Annotated in this window: 27 protein-coding genes; 17 read left to right on the forward strand and 10 right to left on the reverse strand. The window is 70.8% G+C overall.

What is annotated here, in order from left to right:
• Positions 1-4 precede the first annotated feature (4 nt).
• Both ABZV40_RS09270 and ABZV40_RS09275 read right to left on the reverse strand, forming a co-directional pair.
• Complete coding sequence (locus ABZV40_RS09270; protein WP_355437852.1) at positions 5-415, reverse strand: hypothetical protein; 411 nt, start codon at positions 413-415, stop codon at positions 5-7.
• Between the two features lie 79 nt (positions 416-494).
• Complete coding sequence (locus tag ABZV40_RS09275) at positions 495-890, reverse strand: ATP-binding protein (RefSeq protein ID WP_355437854.1); 396 nt, start codon at positions 888-890, stop codon at positions 495-497.
• Positions 891-983: 93 nt separating this feature from the next.
• Here ABZV40_RS09275 and ABZV40_RS09280 point away from each other — a divergent pair, with 93 nt between their 5' ends.
• From ABZV40_RS09280 to ABZV40_RS09290, 3 genes are all read left to right on the forward strand, one after another.
• Positions 984-2,264 (forward strand): hemolysin family protein, encoded by a 1,281-nt coding sequence (locus ABZV40_RS09280; RefSeq protein ID WP_355437856.1) that lies wholly within the window; start codon positions 984-986, stop codon positions 2,262-2,264.
• A gap of 66 nt (positions 2,265-2,330) precedes the next feature.
• Positions 2,331-3,269 carry a sigma-70 family RNA polymerase sigma factor gene (locus tag ABZV40_RS09285; protein ID WP_355437858.1) on the forward strand — a complete coding sequence of 313 codons (939 nt, stop codon included), beginning with the start codon at positions 2,331-2,333 and terminating at the stop codon, positions 3,267-3,269.
• A 56-nt stretch (positions 3,270-3,325) separates the two neighbouring features.
• Positions 3,326-6,085 carry an AAA domain-containing protein gene (locus tag ABZV40_RS09290; RefSeq protein WP_355437860.1) on the forward strand — a complete coding sequence of 920 codons (2,760 nt, stop codon included), beginning with the start codon at positions 3,326-3,328 and terminating at the stop codon, positions 6,083-6,085.
• A 157-nt stretch (positions 6,086-6,242) separates the two neighbouring features.
• Here ABZV40_RS09290 and ABZV40_RS09295 read toward each other — a convergent pair whose 3' ends face one another.
• The gene (locus ABZV40_RS09295) at positions 6,243-7,724 is read right to left on the reverse strand and encodes an alpha/beta hydrolase (protein WP_355437862.1); all 1,482 of its coding nucleotides are present in this window, start codon (positions 7,722-7,724) and stop codon (positions 6,243-6,245) included.
• A gap of 87 nt (positions 7,725-7,811) precedes the next feature.
• The gene (locus tag ABZV40_RS09300; RefSeq protein WP_355437864.1) at positions 7,812-7,946 is read right to left on the reverse strand and encodes a hypothetical protein; all 135 of its coding nucleotides are present in this window, start codon (positions 7,944-7,946) and stop codon (positions 7,812-7,814) included.
• Positions 7,947-8,214: 268 nt separating this feature from the next.
• Between ABZV40_RS09300 and ABZV40_RS09305 the strand changes: the two genes are divergently transcribed.
• The 7 genes from ABZV40_RS09305 to ABZV40_RS09335 all read left to right on the forward strand — a co-directional run bounded on the left by ABZV40_RS09305 (position 8,215) and on the right by ABZV40_RS09335 (position 15,140).
• Positions 8,215-9,198 carry a ribose-phosphate diphosphokinase gene (locus tag ABZV40_RS09305; protein WP_355437865.1) on the forward strand — a complete coding sequence of 328 codons (984 nt, stop codon included), beginning with the start codon at positions 8,215-8,217 and terminating at the stop codon, positions 9,196-9,198.
• A gap of 157 nt (positions 9,199-9,355) precedes the next feature.
• The gene (locus tag ABZV40_RS09310) at positions 9,356-10,108 is read left to right on the forward strand and encodes a DUF427 domain-containing protein (RefSeq protein ID WP_355437867.1); all 753 of its coding nucleotides are present in this window, start codon (positions 9,356-9,358) and stop codon (positions 10,106-10,108) included.
• A gap of 62 nt (positions 10,109-10,170) precedes the next feature.
• Positions 10,171-10,800, forward strand: coding sequence for a TetR/AcrR family transcriptional regulator (locus ABZV40_RS09315; protein WP_355437869.1), 630 nt, complete (start codon positions 10,171-10,173; stop codon positions 10,798-10,800).
• Positions 10,801-10,856: 56 nt separating this feature from the next.
• Positions 10,857-12,347: an MDR family MFS transporter gene (locus ABZV40_RS09320; protein WP_355437943.1), complete on the forward strand. Its 1,491-nt coding sequence runs from the start codon at positions 10,857-10,859 to the stop codon at positions 12,345-12,347.
• A gap of 89 nt (positions 12,348-12,436) precedes the next feature.
• Positions 12,437-13,642 carry a serine hydrolase domain-containing protein gene (locus tag ABZV40_RS09325; protein ID WP_355437871.1) on the forward strand — a complete coding sequence of 402 codons (1,206 nt, stop codon included), beginning with the start codon at positions 12,437-12,439 and terminating at the stop codon, positions 13,640-13,642.
• Entirely contained in the window at positions 13,639-14,505 is an 867-nt protein-coding gene (locus ABZV40_RS09330) for a histidine kinase (RefSeq protein WP_355437873.1), read from the forward strand. The genes ABZV40_RS09325 and ABZV40_RS09330 overlap by 4 nt, the downstream gene beginning before the upstream one ends.
• Entirely contained in the window at positions 14,502-15,140 is a 639-nt protein-coding gene (locus tag ABZV40_RS09335) for a response regulator transcription factor (RefSeq protein ID WP_355437875.1), read from the forward strand. The genes ABZV40_RS09330 and ABZV40_RS09335 overlap by 4 nt, the downstream gene beginning before the upstream one ends.
• A gap of 99 nt (positions 15,141-15,239) precedes the next feature.
• On the opposite strand, the gene ABZV40_RS09340 is transcribed toward ABZV40_RS09335, so the two are convergent.
• A complete protein-coding gene (locus ABZV40_RS09340; RefSeq protein ID WP_355437877.1) occupies positions 15,240-16,685 on the reverse strand; it encodes an aldehyde dehydrogenase family protein in 1,446 nt (481 codons plus the stop codon).
• Positions 16,686-16,702: 17 nt separating this feature from the next.
• Positions 16,703-17,476, reverse strand: a complete 774-nt coding sequence (locus ABZV40_RS09345) for an IclR family transcriptional regulator (RefSeq protein ID WP_355437879.1) — start codon at positions 17,474-17,476, stop codon at positions 16,703-16,705.
• A gap of 85 nt (positions 17,477-17,561) precedes the next feature.
• Here ABZV40_RS09345 and ABZV40_RS09350 point away from each other — a divergent pair, with 85 nt between their 5' ends.
• The 5 genes from ABZV40_RS09350 to ABZV40_RS09370 all read left to right on the forward strand — a co-directional run bounded on the left by ABZV40_RS09350 (position 17,562) and on the right by ABZV40_RS09370 (position 20,284).
• Entirely contained in the window at positions 17,562-18,338 is a 777-nt protein-coding gene (locus tag ABZV40_RS09350) for an aminoglycoside phosphotransferase family protein (protein WP_355437881.1), read from the forward strand.
• Between the two features lie 16 nt (positions 18,339-18,354).
• A complete protein-coding gene (locus ABZV40_RS09355; RefSeq protein ID WP_355437883.1) occupies positions 18,355-18,507 on the forward strand; it encodes a hypothetical protein in 153 nt (50 codons plus the stop codon).
• Between the two features lie 16 nt (positions 18,508-18,523).
• The gene (locus tag ABZV40_RS09360; RefSeq protein WP_355437885.1) at positions 18,524-18,703 is read left to right on the forward strand and encodes a hypothetical protein; all 180 of its coding nucleotides are present in this window, start codon (positions 18,524-18,526) and stop codon (positions 18,701-18,703) included.
• A gap of 22 nt (positions 18,704-18,725) precedes the next feature.
• The gene (locus ABZV40_RS09365; protein ID WP_355437887.1) at positions 18,726-19,721 is read left to right on the forward strand and encodes a YdcF family protein; all 996 of its coding nucleotides are present in this window, start codon (positions 18,726-18,728) and stop codon (positions 19,719-19,721) included.
• A gap of 110 nt (positions 19,722-19,831) precedes the next feature.
• On the forward strand, positions 19,832-20,284 hold the full coding sequence (locus ABZV40_RS09370; protein ID WP_355437889.1) for a DUF4396 domain-containing protein: 453 nt from the start codon (positions 19,832-19,834) through the stop codon (positions 20,282-20,284).
• Between the two features lie 53 nt (positions 20,285-20,337).
• On the opposite strand, the gene ABZV40_RS09375 is transcribed toward ABZV40_RS09370, so the two are convergent.
• Both ABZV40_RS09375 and ABZV40_RS09380 read right to left on the reverse strand, forming a co-directional pair.
• Positions 20,338-20,577 carry a hypothetical protein gene (locus tag ABZV40_RS09375; RefSeq protein ID WP_355437890.1) on the reverse strand — a complete coding sequence of 80 codons (240 nt, stop codon included), beginning with the start codon at positions 20,575-20,577 and terminating at the stop codon, positions 20,338-20,340.
• A 74-nt stretch (positions 20,578-20,651) separates the two neighbouring features.
• The gene (locus ABZV40_RS09380; RefSeq protein WP_355437892.1) at positions 20,652-21,107 is read right to left on the reverse strand and encodes a hypothetical protein; all 456 of its coding nucleotides are present in this window, start codon (positions 21,105-21,107) and stop codon (positions 20,652-20,654) included.
• Positions 21,108-21,212: 105 nt separating this feature from the next.
• On the opposite strand from ABZV40_RS09380, the gene ABZV40_RS09385 reads away from it, so the two are divergent.
• Both ABZV40_RS09385 and ABZV40_RS09390 read left to right on the forward strand, forming a co-directional pair.
• Complete coding sequence (locus ABZV40_RS09385; RefSeq protein WP_355437945.1) at positions 21,213-21,656, forward strand: helix-turn-helix transcriptional regulator; 444 nt, start codon at positions 21,213-21,215, stop codon at positions 21,654-21,656.
• Between the two features lie 10 nt (positions 21,657-21,666).
• The gene (locus ABZV40_RS09390; RefSeq protein WP_355437894.1) at positions 21,667-22,089 is read left to right on the forward strand and encodes a VOC family protein; all 423 of its coding nucleotides are present in this window, start codon (positions 21,667-21,669) and stop codon (positions 22,087-22,089) included.
• On the opposite strand, the gene ABZV40_RS09395 is transcribed toward ABZV40_RS09390, so the two are convergent.
• Together ABZV40_RS09395 and ABZV40_RS09400 are read right to left on the reverse strand one after the other, a co-directional pair.
• Complete coding sequence (locus ABZV40_RS09395; protein ID WP_355437896.1) at positions 22,076-22,252, reverse strand: hypothetical protein; 177 nt, start codon at positions 22,250-22,252, stop codon at positions 22,076-22,078. The genes ABZV40_RS09390 and ABZV40_RS09395 overlap by 14 nt on opposite strands.
• A 24-nt stretch (positions 22,253-22,276) precedes the next feature.
• Positions 22,277-23,023 carry an MBL fold metallo-hydrolase gene (locus tag ABZV40_RS09400; protein WP_355437898.1) on the reverse strand — a complete coding sequence of 249 codons (747 nt, stop codon included), beginning with the start codon at positions 23,021-23,023 and terminating at the stop codon, positions 22,277-22,279.

Below are 23,023 nucleotides of genomic sequence, written 5' to 3' on the forward strand. Positions count from 1 at the left end.
CAGCCTAAAACCACCTCAGCAGGATCGTGACGGCGATGACCAGGTCGAACACGCCGCAGAACTCCGACCACCAGCGCGGCACCACGGCGTTGCGCAGGTGGTGCACGAGATCCCAGCCGGCGTGCGCGCCCCAGCCGAGAGCGATGAGCAGCACGCCGACGTGCGGAGCGTGTGGCGTCACCATGATCACCAGGGCGGCCAGGGCGGTGTAGGCGCTGAACATCGCGAGTTGTGCGCGTGGCGCCCGCCAGCCCCACAAGAGATAGGCCGCTTGGCACAGCAGCAGCGTCCACACGGGAGGCACGAGCGGTGTCTCCCAGAAGTCGAACGACACCGCCAGTGCGACGACCATCGGCCAACGGTCGACCAAGGCGCGCACCGGCGATGTCGTGTTGTGAGCTGTCTTGGAGGTCATGCGTCAAGAGTCGAAGCGACCCGCTGCAGAACCCATCCGTGCGGTGTCATGACTTTCCTGTGCGAAGTGCACAGGCGAGCTATGCGTCGATCTCCGCCCACACGGTCTTGCCACCCACCATCTCGCGCGTGCCCCAGCAACGCGAAAGCTGTGACACCAACAACAATCCACGCCCACGCGAGTCTCCGAGCCGTGACTCACCCACGTGCGGAAGCTCAGCCGGCGTGTGGTCGTCGACCTCGACTCGTATGTAGTCAAGGTGTCGTTGCACTCGTACGGCCCGTGGCCCTTCCGCGTGTTCGTATGCGTTGCTTGCCAGTTCTGTGCACACGAGCAACACGTCGAGCCGGACGTCCTCGGAGAGGTCTCTCAACAGAGTGCCGACCCACGCGCGCATCGCGACGAGATCGGGCTGATCTTCCGGCAGGGTGTGCACGGTCCTCGCGGAGGCGCTCAGCACCTCGGGAGTGTCCATCGGATCCCCACCTCGTTCGCTGCTGAGGCCCTCCTGGCTGCTCAAGACGGCCGTCAGGTCGCGAAATACCACCGTGCGTGCTACCTCAAACGTGTGGACGGGTACGGCTTCAACCTCGCGCTGGTCGTGGTTCTGGTGTTGGTCAACGCGGCGTTCGCGGGCAGCGAGATGGCGTTGGTGTCGTTGCGCGAAGGCCAGCTGCGGTCGCTGGAACGGGAAGGGCGGCACACGCTCGTCCGGCTGGCTCGCGATCCGAACAGGTACTTCGCGACCATCCAGATCGGCATCACGCTGTCCGGGTTCCTGGCGTCGGCCACCGCGGCCGTGTCGCTCGCGCAACCGCTCGTGCCGTTGCTGGGTTTCCTCGACGGCGCCGCGAACGGCGTGGCGATCGCGCTCGTGACGATCGTCCTCACGTTTTTCACGCTCGTGTTCGGGGAACTGGCGCCCAAGCGCCTGGCGATGCAGTACGCCCTGCGCTGGGCGAAGATCATCGTGCGGCCGCTGGACCTGTTGTCGGCGGTGTCCAGGCCGGCGGTGTGGTTGCTCAGCAGGGCGACCGACCTGGTGGTGCGGATCTTCGGCGGCGACCCGGACGTCGAGGAGGAGCAGATGTCGCCGGAGGAACTGCGTGATCTCGTTGAGGTGCAACAACATCTGAACGCCGAGCAGCGCACGATCATGACCGGCGCGCTGGAGATCCACGAACGGCGGCTGCGCGAGGTGCTGGTGCCGCGGCGGCTCGTCACCGTGCTGGAGGCAGGTTTGACGACCCCCGAAGCGCGGGAAGTCCTGGCGAGGTCCGGACATTCGCGGGCGCCGGTGACCGAGGACGGCCACCTGGACGACGTGATCGGCATGGTGCACCTGCGTGATCTGCTCGACGACACCGTGCCGCTGACCGAGGTGGTGCGGGTGCCGATGCACCTGCCGGACTCGGTGCGCGTGACGGACGCGTTGCGGCGCATGAGGGCCGAACGTGAGCAGATGGCGCTGGTGGTGGACGAACACGGCGCCGTCGACGGCATCGTGACGCTGGAAGACCTGCTCGAGGAGGTCGTCGGTGAGATCTACGACGAGACCGACTCGGACGTGGTGGCCGTGCGGCCGGACGCGGACGGGTCGATGGAACTGCCCGGCACGTTTCCGGTGCACGACCTGGCGGACGTCGGCGTCGAGCTGACCGGCCCGCCCGGTTCGTACGCCACTGTCGCAGGTCTGGTGCTGGTGCTCCTCGGGCGCATCCCGGAGGAACCGGGTGACGTCGTCGAGGTGTCCGGCTGGAAGATCGAGGTGCTGGCCGTCGAGCACCACGCGATCACGCGGGTGAGGCTGAGGTCACAGGCCGAACCGCGGAATGAACAGGACCTCTGAACCGTTACACATCGGTGCAGCCACTTCCGGCTGCCACTCCTGCCAACGGAAACGGGGGGATTTGTCATGCCTGCAGATCTGAAGAACCGCGCGTCCGGGCAGCAGGACTCCGACTCGGTCGGCCAGTACCTGCGCGAGGTCGGCCGCACACCGCTGCTGACCGCGTCCGAGGAGGTCGACCTGGCCAAGCGCATCGAGGCCGGAGTCTACGCCGCGCATCTGCTGGAGAGCGGTGAGACGAAGCACGACGCCCGCCTGCTGCGCCGGATCGTCGCGCAGGGCGAGCGGGCCAAGGACCACATGATCCGCGCGAACCTGCGCCTGGTCGTGTCGGTCGCGAAGAAGCACTCGTTCCGCGGGCTGCCGTTCGGGGACGTGGTGCAGGAGGGCAACCTCGGCCTGATCCGCGCGGTCGAGAAGTTCGACTACGCCAAGGGTTACAAGTTCTCCACCTACGCGATGTGGTGGATCCGTCAGGCCATCGAACGCGGTCTGGCCGACCAGACGCGCACGGTCCGCCTGCCGGTGCACGTCGTCGAGGAGGTCAACAAGCTCAAGCGCGTCGGGCAGAAGCTGTCCGCGGCGCTGGGCCGGGAGGCCACGGTCGAGGAGATCGCCGCCGAGGCCAAGACCTCGGTCACGCGCGTGCAGGACCTGCTCGACGCGTCCCGCACCTGCGTGTCGCTGGAGACGCCGGTCGGTGACGACGGCGGTTCCGTGCTGGGCGACCTGATCCAGGACACCGACGGCGTGTCCGCGCCGGAACTGGTGGAGCGTCAGCAGTTCGAGGAGGGCGTCCGCTCGCTGCTGGACGTTCTGCCCGAGCGGCAGGGCCGGATCATGCGCCTGCGGTACGGGCTGGAGGACGGGCGTGAGCGCACCCTCCAGGAGGTCGCCGAGGAGCTCGGCCTGACCCGTGAGCGGATCCGCCAGCTGGAGAAGCAGTCGCTCGCGCAGCTCAAGCAGTCCGGCCGGCAGGAAGACCTGTTCGCGCTCGCGGGCTGACGATCACCGCACCGGTGGTCAGGGGCGGTCCTGATCTCGGTGGCACGATGGTCGGTGTGAACGTCCCCGCCGTCCTGCGCACCCTGGCCCGGCTCAGTGCCGCCGAGCAGCCGCAGAAGGTCCAGCTCGACCTGTCCAAGGCGGCGGGCCTGCTGTGGTTCGGCGACCACGAGCCGGCGTGGCGGGCGATCACGGCGACGCAGCACGACCAGGAGTGGACGCCGATCACCTGGACCGCACCGAGGCACGCCCGCGAGCAGGTCCAGCACCTCGCCGCGTACGACGCGCTGCACCAGGAGGACCGGCTGCTGCGGGTCGGCTGGGCCTACCTGACCGGACTGGCCGAGATCGGTGGCCAGCGGCGGCGGGTGTGCCTGCCGTTGATCTCCCGGCCCGTGCGGCTGCATCGCGGGCTCGGGTTCACCTACGCCTTCCACGTCGCCGGTGACGTCGGCCTGTTCCCGCTGATCGACGACTGGGCCGTGGTCGCGGAACGCGAGGCGGCGCTCGCGCGGACCGAGGGCTGGATCGCCGAGACGGTGCGGCAGGCGGGGTTCGGGCACGTGCCGATCGTGCGCGCCGACCCCAGCTCGCTGATCCACGGCAGCGAGCTGGTCGTGGCGATGGGATGCGGGCTCAACGCCGGTGAGCCCGTCGTGACCACCGAACAGGGTTCGGCGCTGTACCGGTGGGCGGCCGCGGCCGGCGTCGACGACACCGCGCTGGCCGCCCTCTACGGTGCCGGTGCGCCCGCGGCCGACCGGGACGAGCAGATCACCTCGGCGTTGCCGTTGAGCCACAGCCAGGAACGTGCCGTCGAGCACGCGCGCCGGGCCCGGATCACCGTGGTGGGCGGGCCGCCCGGAGCGGGCAAGACGCACACCCTGGCCGCGCTGGCGCTGGACGCGGTGGCAGCCGGGCGGTCGGTGCTGCTCGCGAGCCGCACGCGCAACGCCGCCGACGTGCTCGGTGCCGCGTTGCGCCGCGCGTCCGGGCCGGTTCCGGTGCTGTTCGGCGACTCGGAGCTGCGGCAGGAGATGGCGCGCGAGCTGTCCGACGGGCTGTCCGCGCTGGCGAAGCCGGACGAGCTCAAGGAGCTCGACCGGGCCCGGCGGGCCGCGGCCGCTGGGGTCGCGCGGGTGGAACGCGCGGTCACCGCCGCGTTGACCGACGAGCAGCTGGCGGCGCAGGCAAGGCGGCATCAGGCCTTGATGGCCGGACATCGGTCGGTTGCGCCCCGGGCGTTCGAGGCCGGTGTGGATTTCGTTGCGCTGAAAGGACTTCTGCGGCCGCGCACCGGATTCCTCAGTGGACTGCGCACGGCGTGGGCGCTGAAGAAGGCGCGCAGGCTGACCGGCGCCGGTGAGGTGCCGGTCGAGGACCTCACGGCCGCGGTCGCCGCCGCCGAGCAGACCGCCGCGTCGGTGCGGCTCGCCGCCGGCGGCGGCACGACGTTCGCCGAGCTGCGGCCGCTGCTGTCCGAACAGGACAGTGCGAGCCGGGCCGCGACCGCCGCGTGGCTCAAGGAGCTCGCGGTCAGCCGGCGCGGGTCGGACGCGCGCCGGGCGGTGGCGGCACTCGCGAAGGCGCTGCGGTCCGGACGGGCGGCCCGCAGGCGTGGCCTGGCCGAGATCGACAGCGCGGACCTGGTGGCGGCACTGCCGTTGTGGGTCGGCACGTTGTCGGACGTGGAGGACATCCTGCCCGCCGTGCCGGGCATGTTCGACCTGGTGATCATCGACGAGGCGAGCCACGTCGACCAGCCGCTCGCCGCACCCGCGTTGCTGCGCGGCCGGTCCGCGGTGATCGGCGGCGACCCCCGGCAGCTGCGGCACGTGTCGTTCGTGGGCGACCAGGCCGTGCAGGCGGCCGTCGACGCCGAGGGCACCGGGGACCTGCGCGACCGGCTGGACGTGCCGAAGGTGAGCCTGTTCGACGCGGCCGCCGCGACCGCGGGCGTGCACTGGCTCGACGAGCACCACCGCTGCGCGCCGCACCTGATCGGTTTCGCGGCGCGGAAGTTCTACGACGGCAAGATCGCCCTGCTGACCACGCACCCGTCGATCGCCGACGTCGACTGCATCGACACCGAACGCGTCGCGGGCGAGCGGAACTCCAAGGGCGTCAACCACGCCGAGATCGAGGCCGTGCTCGCCCACGTGCGCAAACGGGTCGCGGCGGGCGTGCGGTCGATCGGTGTCGTCACGCCGTTCCGCGCACAGGCCGACGCGCTGGAGGAGGCGCTGCTGCGCGACCTGACGCTGGACGAGATCACCACGGGTGGTGTGCGCGTCGGCACCGTGCACGGGGTGCAGGGCAGCGAGTTCGACGAGGTCGTGATCAGCCTCGCCGCCGACTCCAGGCCGGGCGGGTGGCGGTTCGTGAACGACCGCAACCTGCTCGCGGTGCTGACCACGCGGGCGCGCCGGCAGGTGCACGTGATCACGTCGGCGACCGAGCCGCCGGGACTGATCGGCGAGTACCTGCGGCACGCGGACGTGCCGCCCACCGAGACCGCCGGGATCGCGCCCGAGGACGAGTGGACCGCGCGGCTGGCCGAGGAGCTCGCCGCCGCCGGGGTGACCGTGCGGACCGGCTATCCGGTGGGGCGGTGGCGGGTCGACCTCGTGGTGGGGGAGAAGGGCGGTGCGGTGGCGGTGGAGACGCGCCCGCACCCGGACGGGCCGCGGGCACATCTGGCCCGCTGGCGTGCGCTGGGCCACGCGGGGTGGCGGGTGCACGACGCGTTCGGCAGCCGGTTCGACCACGATCCCGCCCGCGCGGCCGTCGAACTGGCCCAGGAACTCCGCCGCTGAGCGTACGCGGGGGCCTCTCGTACTGCTGGAGAGTACGAAAGCTCCCCGCGTACTTCTGGCGTTGGTGGGTGTGAGTGGTGGCGGCGTTGCCGGCTGGGCGTACGCGGGGGCCTCTCGTACTGCTGGAGAGTACGAAAGGTCCCCGCGTACTGGATGGCTACCGGCGGGTGGGCTGGTACAGCGGTTCCGGGGCGGCGGCCGCCGTGGGCAGGAACGGGTTCGGGTTCGCCGGGCACACGGTCCCGACCGGCGGCAATGTGCCGTTGAGCAGGTACGCGTTGGTGTGGTCGGACGCGCACTTGCTCCGCCCGTATGCCGTGTGTCCCCAACCGGCGTAGGCGAGCAACCGGCTGCCTGCGAGCTGCCGGTTCACCGCCTGGGCGCCGCGGAAGTCCGTCACGCCGTCGAAGTGGTTGCCCACCACCAGCACCGGCGCGCTGGTGCGGGTGTGCCAAGGGCCGGTGAAGCGGTCGGCGTTGACCGGCCAGTTCGCGCAGGCCGCGTTGCCCCACCACCACGCCGGACCGAACTCCGACCCCGCCGCGGCGTAGCGGGCCGTCGAGCGGTAGGCCTCGAAGGAGTGCGGGAACTCGATGTCCGCGCACACGTTGCCGTTGTAGGCGTCGAAGCCGTTGTCGTAATCTGGTTCCGCCGCGACGGAGACCGCGGCCGACGCGTTCGACAGCTGGTCGAACAGCGAAGCCGCGGACGGCCAGCTGTTCGGGTTGTACATGGCACCGATCGCGGCGTTGACCACCGCGTCGTAGGTGTAGAGCCGGTCGCCGAGCTGGATCGGCTTGGCGCGCACCGAGGCCAGCAACGCGTTCCAGCGCTTCTCCGACTGCGGGCCGAAGACGCACTTCGCCTCGTCGCAGTTGCGGAGGAACTCGCGGAACTCCTCCTTCGTCGCGATCCGGTCGGACTCGACCTGCCGCCCGCTCGACCACAGCTCCGGGTTCAGCACGCCGTCGACCACGAGGGCGCGGATGTTGTTCGGGAACAGGTTCGCGTAGGTGGCGCCCAGGAAGGTGCCGTAGGAGAAGCCCAGGTACGAGATCTTGCGGTCACCCACCGCGCGGCGCAGCAGGTCCAGGTCGCGGGCCACGTCGGCGGTGCTCATGTGCCGGGCGATGGGCTGGTCGTCCAGGCATTGCGGACCGAGCGAGCGGTACCTGTCGTAGAACGGCCGCTCCTGCGCCGCCTGGTACGGGAAGGCCGGCACGCCCTCGAAGAACTTGGTGAGGTCCTCTTCGCTGGCGAAGCAGTGCAACGGGTCGGACCGGCCGATGCCGCGCGGGTCGAAGCCGACGACGTCGAACCGGCCCTGCAGGTTGGCGGACAGCCTGGTACCCGCGCTGAACGCGAAGTCCACGCCGGAGCCACCCGGTCCGCCGGGGTTGATGAACAGCGATCCGATCCGGTGCGCCTGGTCGGTCGCGGGCTTGCGCGCCAGCGCGATGGTCGTGGTCGCGCCGTGCGGGTTGTCGTAGTCCAGTGGCACCTTCACCGAGGCGCAGTCGAAACCGGTGTGGTCCTGTCCGCACGCCTGCCAGTCGATCCGCGGTATCCCGGGGTCGGCGAAGGCGGGGGTACCGGTGACCAACAGAGCGACTGCCGCCGCGAGCACGGTGAAACGCATCGACAAGCTCCCCTCTTGTCCGCAGAGGGGCCTTTCCTACTCGCTCGCGTGCGGGCCGTCGACCACCGAAAGTCGCCGAATCGGCGGTCAGTCCGGCCGGCGGTGCTTCTGGCGGACTCCGAGCCGGTCGGCGATCTGGTCGTGGATGGGCGTGCTCATCACGATCGGGTTCGGTGGTGGTGCCGGCGGTGTCGGTCCGGGAGCGTCCTGGTCTTCAGGCATGCCAGGAGCGTAGGCATGATCGTTGAGCCGACAAGCACGCTGATCAAGAAATCACACTCGCCGTACCCCAAGAGGTGAATCCGGACCGGCCGATCTATACCGAGGGTGCGACCCCGTGCCCGCCAGGTGACTACCTGTGGGTGTGCCCGATGGTGGTACGCGGATTTGCCCGGCAACGTGGAATCTCATCGGACGGACCCAGCGTTTGCGTGATCTCGCCGTGATGCTGAACGATCGGGTTCAACACCGGACGAACGTGGAGCGTGACGTGGCCAGTGGCAAGCCGGGCATCGCCAAACGGCAGCTCATCCTGCTCACCGGCAGGGCGCACCCGGAGCTCGCGGAGTCGGTCGCGAAGCACCTCGGTGTCGCGATCACCCCGCAGGCCGCCTACGACTTCGCGAACGGCGAGATCTTCGTGCGGTTCGAGGAGTCCGTGCGCGGCGCCGACGCGTTCGTCATGCAGAGCCACAGCGCGCCCATCAACGACTGGCTGATCGAGCAGCTGCTCATGGTCGACGCCCTCAAACGCGCCTCGGCCAAGCGCATCACCGCGGTCGTGCCGTCGTATCCCTATGCGCGGCAGGACCGCAAGTACGCCGGACGTGAACCGATCTCGGCACGGCTCGTCGCGAACATGTTCAAGACAGCCGGCGCGGACCGGATCGTCACCGTCGACCTGCACACCGCGCAGGCCCAGGGCTTCTTCGACGGCCCGGTCGACCACCTGCACGCGATGTGGCTGCTCACCGACCACGTCCGGGCGCGGTACGCGGGCGAGGACCTGACGATCGTCTCCCCGGACGCCGGGCGCACCCGGCTCGCCGAGAAGTGGGCGGACCTGCTCGGCGGGTGCCCGATCGCGTTCATCCACAAGACGCGCGATCCGTTGCGCCCCAACGAGGTCATGGCCAACCGCGTCGTCGGCGACGTCGAGGGCCGCACGTGCGTCGTGGTCGACGACATGATCGACACGGCGATGACGAGCACGGGTGCGGCGCGGCAGCTGCTGGAGCAGGGCGCGAAGGACGTCGTCCTCGTGGCCACGCACGGGGTGCTGTCCGGGGACGCGTACGACCGGCTCATCGCCAGCAAGGCCCGCGAGGTCGTCCTCACCGACACCCTGCCGATCCCGCACGAGAAGCGGTTCCCCGGCCTGACCGTGCTGAGCATCGCCCCGCTGCTGGCGCGGGCGATCCAGGAGGTCTTCGAGGACGGCTCCGTCACCAGCCTGTTCGACGGAAACGCCTGAGCACCTGGGCAGTTACGTGGATGAAGGGTTCCTTCCTCCACCTGGTGTGGATGAAGGAACCCTTCATCCACCTCGTCAGACGGCGAGTTGCGAACACGAATTCTGGCTACCTGATTTGCCGGGAAGCAGACGGGGCCGGTCCGTGTTGCCATGAGGCATGGACAACGAGCAGCGTGGCCGGGTCAGGGTCGAGCACTCGGCGAAGCGGGTCCGTGCGTACTTCGGTGGCGAGCTGGTCGTGGACACGACCGCGCCGCGGCTGGTCTGGGAGGTCCCGTACTACCCGGCCTACTACCTGCCGCTTTCCGCGGTCCGCGCCGAGCTGAAGCCGACGGGGGAGACCAGGCGCTCGCCGAGCAGGGGTGAGGGCCTCGTGCACGACGTCGTCACGCCCGGCGGCACGGCCGGGGGCGCGGCGCTGGTCTACCGGGACTCGCCGATCGAGGAGCTGCGGGACCTCGTCCGGTTCGAGTTCGCGGCGATGGACGAGTGGCTCGAGGAGGACGAGCCGATCTACGTGCACCCGCGTGACCCGTACAAGCGCGTCGACGTGCTGGCCAGCTCACGGCACGTGCGCGTCGCGCTGGACGGGGTGACGCTGGCGGCGTCGGCGCAGCCGCGGATCCTGTTCGAGACCGGGCTGCCGCCGCGCTACTACCTGCCGTTGAGCGACGTCCGGTTCGACCTGCTCAGGCCGTCGGACACGCAGACGCACTGCCCGTACAAGGGCACGGCCACGTACTGGTCGGTCGAGGTCGGCGGGAAGGTCCACGACGACATCGTGTGGATCTACCGGGCGCCGCTGCCGGAGAGCCAGAAGGTCGCCGGGCTCGCGTGCTTCTACAGCGAGCGGGTGGACCTGTTCGTCGACGGCGAGCTGCAGGAGAGGCCGAAGACGCCCTGGTCGTAGGGGTTGCATTTCACACTCTGCAAACTTGCAGGGACTGCAAAACAATCGTGTACGCTCTCCCTGTGAACCAGCCGGGGGAGAGCCTGCGCGACCGCAAGAAGCGCCGCACGCGTGCCGCGCTCGAACGGGCGACCGTGCGCCTCGCCGCCGAGAAGGGCTACGACCACGTCACCGTGGAGGAGATCGCCGCCGAGGCCGACGTCTCGGTGCGCACCTTCTTCAACTACTTCGCGTCCAAGGACGAGGCGCTGATCGGCGCGGACCCCGAGGCGGGGCCGCGCATGGCCGAGCGCGTCCTGGCCGCCGCCGACGAGGTCACGCCGTTCGAGGCGTACCGGTCGTCGGTGCTCGCCGAGATCACCGACGAGCTGGACAACGCCCGCGACCTGTGGCTGCTGCGCAAGGAAGTCCTGATGCAGCGGCCGGACCTGCTGGTCCGCGCGTTCGCCACCAGCGCGGAGTCCGAGCAGCTGCTCGCGAGCGCGGTGGCGGCACGGGCCGGGCTGCCCGAGTCGCACCTGTACCCGCGGCTGCTCGTCGCCGCGGGCAGTGCCGCGTTCCGTTGTGCGGTGACGCGGTGGGCTCTCGACGACAACGTCGCGTTGGGTGACCTCGTGGGTGACGCGCTCGACCTGTTCGGCGCCGGGCTGGCTCACGTGCCGTCGCACCACCACGAAGGGGGAACGTCTTGAGCACCGGAACCGATGCTCCGACACCGGTCCACAGCAAACGCGAAGTCACGCAGGCGATGTCGGGTCTCATGCTCGGCCTGTTCGTCGCGATCCTCGCGGGGACCGTCGTCTCGAACGCCTTGCCGCGCATCGTCGCCGAGCTGAACGGCTCGCAGTCGATCTTCGCGTGGATCGTCACCACCGAGCTGCTCGCGATGACGGCGACCGTGCCGTTGTGGGGCAAGCTCGCCGACCTCTACAGCCGCAAGCTGCTGATCCAGGCGTCGCTGGGCCTGTTCGTGGCCGGTTCGCTGATCGCGGGCTTCTCGCAGAACGTCGAGATGCTCATCGTCAGCCGCGTGGTGCAGGGCCTGGGCGCCGGTGGTGTCACGGCGCTCGCGACGATCGTGATGGCCGCGATGATCCCGCCGCGCGAGCTCGGCCGCTACTCCGGCCTGTTCGGTGCCGTGTTCGGGGTCGGCACCGTGGCCGGCCCGCTGATCGGCGGCGTGCTCGTCGACACCTCGTGGCTGGGCTGGCGCTGGTGCTTCTTCATCGGGATCCCGTTCTCGCTCACCGCGATCTGGCTGTTGCAGCGCACCCTGCACCTGCCGGTCGTGCGCAAGGAGGACACGAAGATCGACTTCCTGGGCGCGTTCCTGATCGTGTCCGGGGTGTCGACGCTGCTGATCTGGTCGTCGCTGGCCGGCGACAAGTTCGAATGGTGGTCGGGCTGGACCGCGGGCCTGGTGGCGCTGGGTGTCCTGCTGCTCGTGGCGGCCGTGCGCGTCGAAGCCACCGCGCACGACCCGATCGTGCCGCTGTCGATCTTCCGCAACCGGACGGTCGCGCTGACGGTCGTCGCCAGCGCTCTGGTGGGCGTCGCGATGTTCGGCAGCACGGTGTTCCTGTCGCAGTACTTCCAGCTCTCCCTCGGCAAGACACCGACGCAGGCCGGTCTGCTGGGACTGCCGGTGATCCTCGGCATGCTGATCTCGTCGACCGCCGCCGGTCAGCTGATCACGAAATACGGCAGGTGGAAGGCCTATCTGGTCTCCGGCGGCGTGGTCATGGTCGGCGGCATGCTGCTGCTGTCCACCATCACCGCCGGGTCGACCGTGTTCATGTTGTCCGTGGACATGTTCGTGCTCGGTGTCGGTGTCGGCCTGCTGATGCAGAACCTGGTGCTGGTGGCGCAGAACGACGTGCCGGCCCGCGACCTCGGCGCCACCACGTCGGCGCTGACGTTCTTCCGCTCGCTGGGCGGTGCGATCGGTGTGTCGGCGCTGGGCGCGGTGCTGGCGAGCGAGGTCTCGTCGCTCGCCACCGAGAAGTTCGGGCCGACGGGCGGCTCGGGCGAGGCCAAGGTGCCGGACCTCTCGGTGCTGCCACCCGAGATCAAGGCCGTGATCGCCGACATCTACGCGACCGCCACCTCCGAGCTCTTCCTCGTCGGTGCGCCGTTCGCGGCGCTGGCGCTGCTGGCCGTGCTGTTCATCGAGGAGAAGCCGCTCAAGGAGCAGAGCGGTGACGACCGGCTGGCCGCGGAGATGGCCGCGGGGCACTGATGCCCGAGGCGGACCCCTGACTTTCGTCGGGGGTCCGCCCGGTCTTCCGGGTCGGGTTTCCCTCGCCGACGCCGCATACGTTGCGAGGCATGACGATCTGGGGTGCAGCTCTCACTCTGCTGGTGTCCACCTACACGGGTCAGGCGTCGGTTCCCGGCGTCGCGGTGGCGATCACCAAGGACAACCAGGTGGTGGCGGTCCAGGGGTTCGGGCACGACTCGGCCGGAGCGCCGATCACCGAGCACTCGAAGATGGCGATCGCGTCGGTCAGCAAGTCGTTCACGGCGCTGGCGGTCCGGCAGCTCGCCGACGCCGGGCGGATCGACCTGGACCGGCCGGTGTTCGACTCGCGCGTCACGCCACGTCAGCTGCTCGCCCACACGTCGGGCATCAGCGACCGGACGTTGCCCGAGAAGAGCCTGCCGCAGCCGTCCTCGCCGGCGGAGGCGGTGGAACGGGCGCGGGAGGTCCTGCGCACGGCCGTGCCCGACGGCCGGTACCGGTACACCAACACGAACTACCACCTGGCCGCGCGGCTGGTCGAGCTGGCGTCCGGCGAGGAGTTCAACTCCTACTTGAAGAAGCACGTCTTCGAACCGCTGGGCATGACCGAGACAGTCGCGATCTCCGTGACGCCGCGCGATCTGCCCGCGGACTACCGGCGCGGACACGGGTACGCGTACGGGTTCTCGGTCGCGCTGCCCGAACCGGAGCGGTTCGTCGGTGGTTCCGACGGGGTGATCACCACGGCCGCGGACATGGGGAAGTGGCTGGCGGCGCAGAAGAAGCTGGCGCCGGCGGACGGGACGGGCTGGGCGGCCGACGCGCAGGGACGGTTGCGGCACAACGGGATCTGGTTCACCAGCACGGCCGGGCAGCTGCTGACGCCGTCCGGCTACGGCATCGCGGTGATGTCCAACAGCGGGTTCACGCTCGGCCACGAGGGCACCTACGAGTTGGAGAACGCCATCGCGGACACCCTCGACGGCAAGCCTGCCGAGATTTCGTCGTACCGGTTGCCGATCGACCTCGTGCTGGCCGGGCTGACGGTGTTGTCGTTGGTGCTCGGTGTGCGTGCGCTGCGACGGCCGCGTAAGCGCCACCGGGCGTGGCAGGTGCTCAGGCTCGTGCCGCTCGGTGTGCTGCTTGCGCTGCCCACGCTGCTGGGGATGCTGTACGGCGGTGGGCGGGACATCACGTTCTACCAACTGATGCACTACTCGCTGCCGCTTGTGGTGTGGTTGGGCGTGTCGAGCGTGGTCAACATCGGTGTGGCGGTGTCGAGGTGGCGGTGATCAGGATCCTGGCGCTGGCGGCGTGTGTCGCCGCCGCGTTCGCGGTGTCGTTCTACATGCACGAGAACGTTCCGCCGTGGACGGTCGCGGTGTGCGTGGTGCTGTTCGTGGCCGCGTTCCTGCTCGGCCGCCGGATGGCACCCGGCTGGCCGGCGATCTTCTTCCTCGCCGCGGGGCTCATCTCGCTCGTGCCGCTCGTCGTCGTGGGGCTGGCGGTCGCGCTGCCGTGGTTCCTCGGCCGCATCGCGCACCAGCAGGCCGCGTTGGCCGCGGCCGGCGTCGAAGCCGCTCACCTGCGGGAACGCACGCGGATCGCGCACGAGGTGCACGACACGCTGGGCCACGAGCTGAGCCTGATCGCGCTGCAGGCGGGCGCGCTGGAGATGACGCTGCCCGCCGAGCACCAGGCGGCCGCCGCTCGGCTGCGGAGGGCGGCCGCCGATGCCACGGAACGGTTGGCGGACCTCGTCTTCCTGCTGCGCGACGGCGATCCGGTTTCCGTGGTGGACCCGCGCGAGCTCGTGGACCGCGCGGTGGCGTCGGGGTTGCAGGTGTCGTACACAGTGGAGGGACGTGTTCCGTCCACTGTGGAGCGGACAGTGCACCGGATCGTCCAGGAGGCGTTGACGAACGCCGCCAAGCACGCGCCGAAGTCCCAGGTGGTGCTGAGGATCACCACGGCGGATGCCACGACGGTGGTGGAGGCGAGCAACGACCTCGGCCTGCGCCGCGGTGCGGGCAGCCGCCTGGGCCTGATCGCGCTGCGCGAACGGGTGCGGCTCGCGGGAGGTACGCTGCGCACCAGCCGGGACGACGGCCGGTTCGAACTGGTGGCCACGCTGCCGCACACGGGGGAGTCGTGATCCGCGTTCTGCTCGCCGATGACGAGGCGATGGTGCGCGCGGGGGTGCGCGCCATCCTCGGCTCCGACCCGGCCCTGTCGGTCGTGGCGGAGGCGGGTGACGGCCGCGAGGCCGTGGACCTGGCGTTGAAGCACCGGCCGGACGTGGTGCTGCTGGACATCCGGATGCCCCGCCTCGACGGCCTGGCGGCCGCGCGGGAACTGGCCCGCCTGGGGTTCGGCGTGGCGATGCTGACGACGTTCAACGACGACGGCTACCTCGAACAGGCCCTGGACGGCGGCGCCCGCGGGTTCCTGCTGAAGTCGGGCGACCCGCGCGAGCTGATCGCGGGCGTGCACGCGCTGGCGTCCGGCGGCGCCTACCTGGCGCCCAAGGTGGCCGCGCGGATGATCACCCGGTTCCGCGGCGGCCGGGTCGTGCAGGCCCGGTCCCGCGTCGAGACGCTGACCGCGCGGGAGCGGGACGTGCTGGCGCTGCTCGGCGAGGGCCTGTCGAACGCGCAGATCGCGCGGCGGCTGGACCTGGTCGAGGGCACGGTGAAGGGGCACGTGAGCGCCATCCTGAGCCGGCTCGGTGCGGAGAACCGGGTGCAGGCGGCGATCGTGGCGCACGAGGCGGGCTTGGTCGCGGGCTAGGAGCGCGGCGTGCCCGACGTGGATGAAGGGCGCCTTCATCCACGTGAGGTGGATGAAGGCGCCCTTCATCGAGCACTCGGCGCGCTGTGGGCCGCGCGCTCAGAACGGGAAGTGGTTCGGCTGGCCCGCCACCGTCACCCAGCGCGTGGCCGAGAAGGCCTCGATGCCCCACCGGCCGCCGAACCGGCCGTAGCCGCTGGCCTTCACGCCGCCGAACGGGGCCTGCGGCTCGTCGTCCACGGTCTGGTTGCCCACGTGCACGATGCCCGTGCGGATGCGGCGCGCCAGGTTCAGGCCGCGCTGCGGGTCCTCGGTGATCACGCCCGCGGTGAGGCCGTGTTCGGTGTCGTTGGCGATGGCCACGGCCTCGTCGTCGTCCGCGACGGTGGTCACGACCACGGCCGGGCCGAAGATCTCCTCGTGGAAGATCCGCATGGCCGGGGTGACGCCGTCCAGCACGGTCGCGGTCCCGTCGCCGCCCGCCCGCACCCGCGCGCCGGACTCGACCGCTTCGGTGATCAGGGTGGCGACGCGGTCGGCCGCCCGCTGGTTGATCACCGGGCCGATCGCGGTGGAGGGGTCGGCCGGATCGCCGTGCGGCAGGGAGGAGACCTTGGCGGCCAGCTTCGCGGTGAACTCCTCGGCCACCGTCTCGTGCACGAGGACGCGGTCGGCCGACATGCAGATCTGGCCCGCGTTGTAGAAGGCGGCGAAGGTGGCCGCGTCCACCGCGTAGTCGAGGTCGGCGTCGTCGAGCACCAGCAGCGAGTTCTTGCCGCCGAGCTCCAGCACGCAGGGCTTGAGGTGTTGCGCCGCGAGGGTTCCGACGATCCGGCCCACCTCGGTCGAGCCGGTGAAGTTCACCGCTCGCACGCGCGGGTCCGTGATCAGCGCGTTTGCGACCGACGCGGCGTCGTCCGGGGCGTTCGTCACGACGTTGAGCACGCCGGGAGGCAGTCCGGCCTCGTGCAGCACCTCGGCGATGAACAGGCCCGCGGCGATCGGCGCTTCCTCGCTCGGCTTGAGCACCACGGTGTTGCCCGCGGCGATCGGCGCGGCGACGGCACGGGTGCTGAGAATGATCGGCGCGTTCCACGGCGCGAACGCCGCCACCACGCCGAGGGGTTCCCTCACCGCGAGCGACAGCTGGCCCGGCGTCTCGGTGGTCAGCACCTCGCCCACGGGCTGGGTGACCGCCGCGGCCGCCTCGCGCAGCACGTTGGCCGCCAGCATGATGTTGAACCCGGCCCAGCCCGCGACGCCGCCGACCTCGCCGGCCATGATCGCGATGGCGTCCGGTGTCCTCGCTTCCAGGCCGTCGGCCGCGCGCAGCAGGATGCCGCGCCGCACCGACGGTGAGGTCGCGGACCAGTCGGCGAACGCGGCCTGCGCCGCGTCGACGGCACGCGTGACGTCCGCCGCCCCTCCGGCGGCGACGACCGCGTGCACCTCCCCCGTGAAGGGGTTGAGGTCGTCAGTGGTGCGGCCGTCCGCCGCCGGAACGCTTTCGCCGCCGATGAAGAGCTCACGTGTTTTGCTTGCCACAGAGGGGATTCAAGCGCTCAGTGACGCCCGTCACCAACCCTTGTTTCCGCTGGGTGGAAACCCTGCTCCAGCGTCCGCCCGATCCCGCGTGCCGCCACCTGCAACGCCGCCACCAGCCGCGCCCGCACGTTGCGCAGATCCGGCACCACGATCCCCAGCGCGGCCACCACGTGCCCGTCCACCTCGACCGGCACGGCCACGCTGCACGCCCCGAGCGTCATCTCCTCGAACGTCTGCGCGTACCCGTCCCTCCGGATCCGGTGCAGCTGCGCGCGCATCCGCTGCGGATCGGTCACCGTGTACGCCGTGAGCCGCGTCAGGCGGTGCCGCAGCACGTCCTCCTGCACCTCGGCGGGCGCGTAAGCCAGCAACACCTTGCCCACGCCGGTCGCGTGCAACGGCAACCTGCTGCCCGTCTGGCTGACGATCGGCACCGACGCGTGGCCCGACACCCGGTCGAGGTACAGCACCTCGGTGCCCTCGCGCACGGCCAGGTGCACCACCGCCCTGGTCGCCGCGTGGATGTCGTGCAGGAACGGCTCGGCGACCCGGCTGAGGTCCACCTCGCCCGCCGCGAGCAGACCGAGCCGCCAGATCCGCCGGCCGATCACGTACTCGCCGGACTCCAGCCTGCGCACGGCACCCCACTCGACCAGCTCGGCCAGCAGCCGGTGCGTGGTGCTGATCGGCAGGCCGCTGCGGCGGGCGATGCCGCTCAGGGTCTGCCTGCGGTGCCGGGCGTCGAAGGTGCCGAGCAGCGACAGCAGCTTCGCGGACACGGTGGTGGCCATCCGCGAATTCTGCCCGGTTCACCCCGGCCCGGCCGCCGCCCGTGGCGTACCGTGCTGATCACTCGTGGTTGGTCACCGTTCCGTCGTGCGGCAACGGCTGATCTTGGGAGTTCCGCGCATGACGTACCTCGGCGAGGGCTGGGACAGCCGGGCCGAGCTGGTGGACGGCCGGTGGGTGGACCGGCGCCCGCGCCGTCGCGAGATCGGCCCGCAGCTGCGCCGCGAGACCGTGGTGATGCCGTGGCTCGCGCCGCAGCTGCCGTTGCCCGTTCCGGTGCCGGTCGTCGTCTCCGAGGAACCGCTGGTGGTGCGGCACGAGCTGGTTCCCGGTGCCGAACTGGCCTCGCTCAACGCCGTTCAGGGCCGGCAGCTGGGCGAGTTCCTGCTGGCCCTGCACGCGGTCGACGTCGCGGAGGCCGTCGCGCGCGGCGTCGGCCCGAGGCCGTTGCCCGTCGAGCGCTTCCGCGCCGAGGTGCGGGTGCCCGGAGGCGAGGAGCTGCTGGCCGGGGTGAGCGGCCTGCCCGCGGACACCCTGGTCCACGGCGACCTCGGTCCCGAGCACGTGCTGGGTGCCGACGGCGTGCTGACCGGCGTGATCGACTTCGGCGACCTGCACGTCGGCGATCGGGCGGCCGACCTGGCCTGGGCGCTGCACGCCACGCCACCCGAGTTCGCGGCCGCGGTCGCCGGGACGTACGGCGTGACGCACGAGCTGCGCGAGCGCGCGTTGCTCTGGCACCAGCTCGGACCGTGGCACGAAGTGCTGTACGGCAACGACATCGGCGACCCGCGGGTGGCGGCGGAGGGGCTGGCGGGCGTGCGTGAGCGGCTGCGGATCGGGGTATCCGAAGCCGACGCCTGAAAGGAGAGTGTCGAGAATGCCCTGGGTTCGACGGCACCGTCGCAGCGCCCCGTACAGCTGGTTCCGCACCACCACGGTCCGCAGCCACTACCGCAGGCCACCCGGTGGGTTCCTGATCCCGCTCCTGGTCGCGATCGCCGTGATCGTGCTGCTCATCGCGCTCTTCTGAGGGTAGGGTCGACGCCATGGGACAGTTGGGTGAGTTGTTCCCGGGACGCAAGCTCCGCAGCGAGGCGACGGACTCCGGCACCGGCGAGGACTTCGAGGAGACCGGTCCGCTCGACCTGACCACCGGAGCCGTGCGGCTGAGGCCGCGGCCGAAGCGCGCCCCGGAGTCCGCTCCGGAGGTCGGCCGCACCGAGTGATCATCGGTACTACCCTGGGCCGGTGCTCGCCGCCCTGCTGTTCGTCATCCCCGCGATGTTCTTCCTCGTCGGGATGGTGCGCGACCGCCGCAGGCTGAGCAACGCGGTCTGGCTCGGCATCACGCTGGTCATGCTGCTGCTCCTGCTGGCGCGGGCCGGCCGGGACAACCCGGTGATCAGCCTGCCGCTGCTGCTCGCGTTCGTGCTGGCGCTGCTCGGCCTGTTGCTGCTGCCGCTGGCGTTGCTGGCGAACGGCCTGGTCATGGTCCGCCGCGAGGGCCGGTCGCTGGGCAACCTCCTGTCGTTGCTGGCCGGGCTCGCGCTGATCGGCGAGATGGCCTACTTCGCGTGGGGCATCGGCCAGGCCAACGACTGGGTCCGCGGCAGCGCGATCGGCCTTTTCCTGGTGTCGGCGTACATCGCGTTCCTGTTCGTGAGCCTGCTGCTGTACTCGGTGATCTACGGCCGCACCGGCCGCCGAAGCGGGTTCGACGGCATCGTCGTGCTCGGCGCCGGCCTGCTCGGCTCACGGGTTCCGCCGCTGCTCGCGTCCCGGCTGGACCGAGCGCTGCGGCTGTACCGGCGCGACCGCGAGGCCGGGCGGACGCCGGTGATCGTCGTCTCCGGCGGGCAGGGCGAGGACGAGCACGTCTCCGAGGCGTACGCGATGCGCGAGTACCTGCTCGAGCGCGGGGTGCCCGACGCCGACGTGGTGATGGAGGACCAGGCGACCACGACCGAGGAGAACCTGCGCTACAGCAGGGAGTTGCTGGCCGGACGCGGGCACACCGGCCGGGTCGTCGCCGTCACGAACAACTACCACGTGTTCCGCACCGCCGTGCTGTCGCGCAAGCAGGGGCTGCGGCTGCAGGTCATCGGCGCGCCGACCGCCTGGTACTTCGTGCCGAGCGCGTTCCTGCGCGAGTTCGTGGCCCTGCTGGTCCGCAACCCGGTGGTGCACGGGCTGGCGTGCGTGCTGCTGATGGCGGGCGGTCTCGCGCTCACCCAGGTGGGTTGAACGGGGCCCCGAAGCGGGTTCCCGCGTCGTGCGACACACCCCACCGGGGTATGGGTTGATACACATACCCCCTAGGGGTATGGTCGGCTCGACCTGAGGAGGAGGACGAGATGGACCACGCTCCCGCGAGCCTGACCAGGCAGGCGGTCTCCGCGACGCTGCACTGCCTCACCGGCTGTGCGATCGGCGAGGTGCTCGGCATGGTCATCGGCACGGCGCTGGGCTGGGGCAACCTCGCCACGATCGTGCTGTCGGTGGTGCTCGCGTTCGTGTTCGGCTACTCGCTGACCATGCGCCCGGTGCTGCGGTCGGGCCTCGCGTTCAAGGCCGCCTTCGGTGTCGCGCTGGCGGCCGACACGGTCTCGATCGCGGTGATGGAGATCGTCGACAACGCGGTGGTCCTGGCCGTGCCCGGCGCCATGGACGCGGGCCTGGGGACGTTGCTGTTCTGGGGGTCGCTGCTGGTCTCGCTGGTCATCGCGTTCGTGGTGACGGTGCCGGTGAACCGCTGGATGATCGGGCGCGGCAAGGGCCACGCCGTCGTCCACCAGCACCACCACTGACCAACGGGAAGGGCCCGGGACGACGCACGTCCCGGGCCCTCACGCCGCCCTGCTCACTGCTCCTTGCCGGTCACCCGCGTGCCGTCGGTGCCGGCCGGAGTGCCGATCTCGCGGTTGTCGACACCGGTGACCCGAGTGCCGTCGGTGCCCGCGGGAACGCCGAGATCCCGGTTGCCCACCCCGGTGACGCGCGTGCCCTGCCGGCCGGCGTCCTCCGCCGCTGCCGCCGTGCCCACACCGAGCACGAGCGCGGCCGCCGCGAGCACCAGCGCGCCCGCAGTCTTCTTCCCCATCACGAGACCTCCCCAGTTCGGTCTGACGGGGGTCAGCATGCCCGGGAGACGTTGCAGGAACATTGAACGGCAGGTCAGGCCGCATGCGCGCGGGTGAAGCGCATGACCCAGTTGGTCTCCCAGGTGTTCCCGCCGTCGTAGGAGAACTGCTGCTGCCAGACGGGCTCGTCGCCCGCGGTCCAGTCGAAACGGACCTTCACCTCGCGGCCGCCGACCACGTCGTCGCCGAAGAACACCCCGTGCCCGCCGGTGAACCGGCCTTCCAGCGGCGGGTCGAGCCGGCCGGGAGCGCGGGAGGAGGCCCACCAGATGCGCCAGACGTCCCGCTCGGGGTCGTACTGGCGCAGGGTCAGGCCCTCCCAGTCGGCGGTGCGGAGGGTGTCCACGTTCGCCCCGCCGCCCAGGACCGGCCGGACCTCGCTCTCCGCCTCGAACTCGACCCACTCGGTGCCGCGGCCGGGGATGTCGGCGATCTTGCGGTTGGCCACGTGCCAGCGGCCGTGGAAGAAGTCGAAGTCGTGCTCGCTCATGGGCAGAAGCTAGATCGCGATCACTGACAACCGATGTCAGTGATCGACTGTGTCGTCTTGCCGTGCAGCGGCCGAGTCAGGAATCTGTCAGGCGCGGGTCTTACGCTGTCCGCTGTGACCGCCCAAGACCCGCGCCTGGAGGAGCTCCGCCTGCTCCGCAAGGTCCGCGACCGGATCGATCGCGAGTACCGCGAGCCGCTGGACGTGGCCGCGCTGGCTCGTGGCGTGCACCTGTCCGCGGGGCATCTCAGCAGGGCGTTCCGGGCCGCGTTCGGCGAGTCGCCCTACAGCTACCTGATGACCCGCCGCATCGAGCGGGCGATGACCCTGCTGCGGCGCGGCGACCTGTCCGTCACCGAGGTCTGCTTCGAGGTGGGCTGCACGTCGCTCGGCACGTTCAGCACCCGTTTCTCCGAGCTGGTCGGCATGTCGCCGAGCCAGTACAGGAAGGTCGCCGCAGCCGACGGCCAGGGCATCCCGAACTGCCTGGCCAAGGCCGTCATGAGGCCGATCAGGAATCGAGAAGCGGCGGCCGGTCCGTCCGATTAGGTTGGTCGCCATGTCAGTCATCATCGCCGCGGCGTTCCTGCCCGCAGACGATCCCGAGAAGTCCCTCGGCTTCTTCCGCGACGGGCTCGGCTTCGAGGTCCGCCAGGACGTCGGCCAGGGCACCATGCGCTGGATCACCGTCGGACCGCCCGACCAGCCGGAGACCGGCATCGTGCTGCACCCGCCCGCCGCCGACCCCGGCGTGAGCGACGAGGAGCGCCGCACGATCGCCGTCCTCATGGCGAAGGGCGTCTACACGGCCATCTCGCTCGCCTCCAAGGATCTCCAGGCCGCCTTCGACCGCGCGCGGGCGTGGGTCGAGGAGTCCGGTGCGGGCGAGGTGCTGCAGGAACCGGAGGACCAGCCGTGGGGCGTGCGGGACTGCTCGTTCCGCGACCCGGCCGGCAACCTGGTGCGCATCAACCAGCTGTGACTTCGATCCGGGCGGGCAGGGTGCGCAGCGTCCGGCCGCTCGCGAGCCAGGCGAGCGCGACCGGCGCGAGCACCGGCCCGCGCTCCCCGGCGTCGTCGAACCGCACCTGGTCGTCCCTGGTTCCGGCCACCCACGTCCGGGCGTCGACCGGCCCGGTGGGCACGGCGCCGTGCCGACGACCTGACCGTCACACCGTGACGGTGGTGCCCGGTGCCGCGCAGGTGACCTGGCCGCGGTACCGGGCCGCGGCGCGGGTGACAGCGTCCCGCGGGGTGAGGAAGCGGCCGACGTGCGTGACGACCAACCGGCCCGCCCCGGACGCGGTCGCCGTCTCGCCCGCGTCCTCCGGCGTGTGGTGGACCATGTCCGCGGTCTTCTCCGCGCTCTCCGCCTCGCACAGCAGCACGTCGGTGTCGCGGGCCAGCTCGACGAGCCCCGCGCAAGGCGCCGTGTCGCCCGAGTACGTGAGAGAGCCGCCTGCTTCGACCCTCACCGCGAACGCCGGAAGGCCGTGTGCGACCGAGGCCGTCGTGAGCCGCATCGAACCGACCGCGACCTGCAGCCCGTCGTGGAGCTCGGTGATCTCGAACGCGTCCTCGACGGGGCTGCGCCGCGGACCGTTGGTGAGGAACCCGGCGAGGCGGTCGGCGATGCCGGGCGGGCCGTACAACGGGATCGGGGCGCGTGAGATGTCCGCGTACAGCAGGGCGTAGTAGGCGGTGAGCAGGTCGGCGCAGTGGTCGGCGTGCAGGTGCGAGATCCAGATGGCGTCCAGCTCGGCCAGGCTCACGTGGTGCTGGAGCGGGCCGAGCGTGCCGGTGCCGGCGTCCATCCACACGCGAGTGTCGCCGTGCGACACGAGATAGCCGGAGCACGGGTTGTCCGCACTCGGGTACGGCGTCGCGCACCCGAGCACGGTCAGGCTGAGTCCCAT

The organism is Lentzea sp. NPDC004782, assembly GCF_040609115.1.
GTDB lineage: Bacteria > Actinomycetota > Actinomycetes > Mycobacteriales > Pseudonocardiaceae > Lentzea.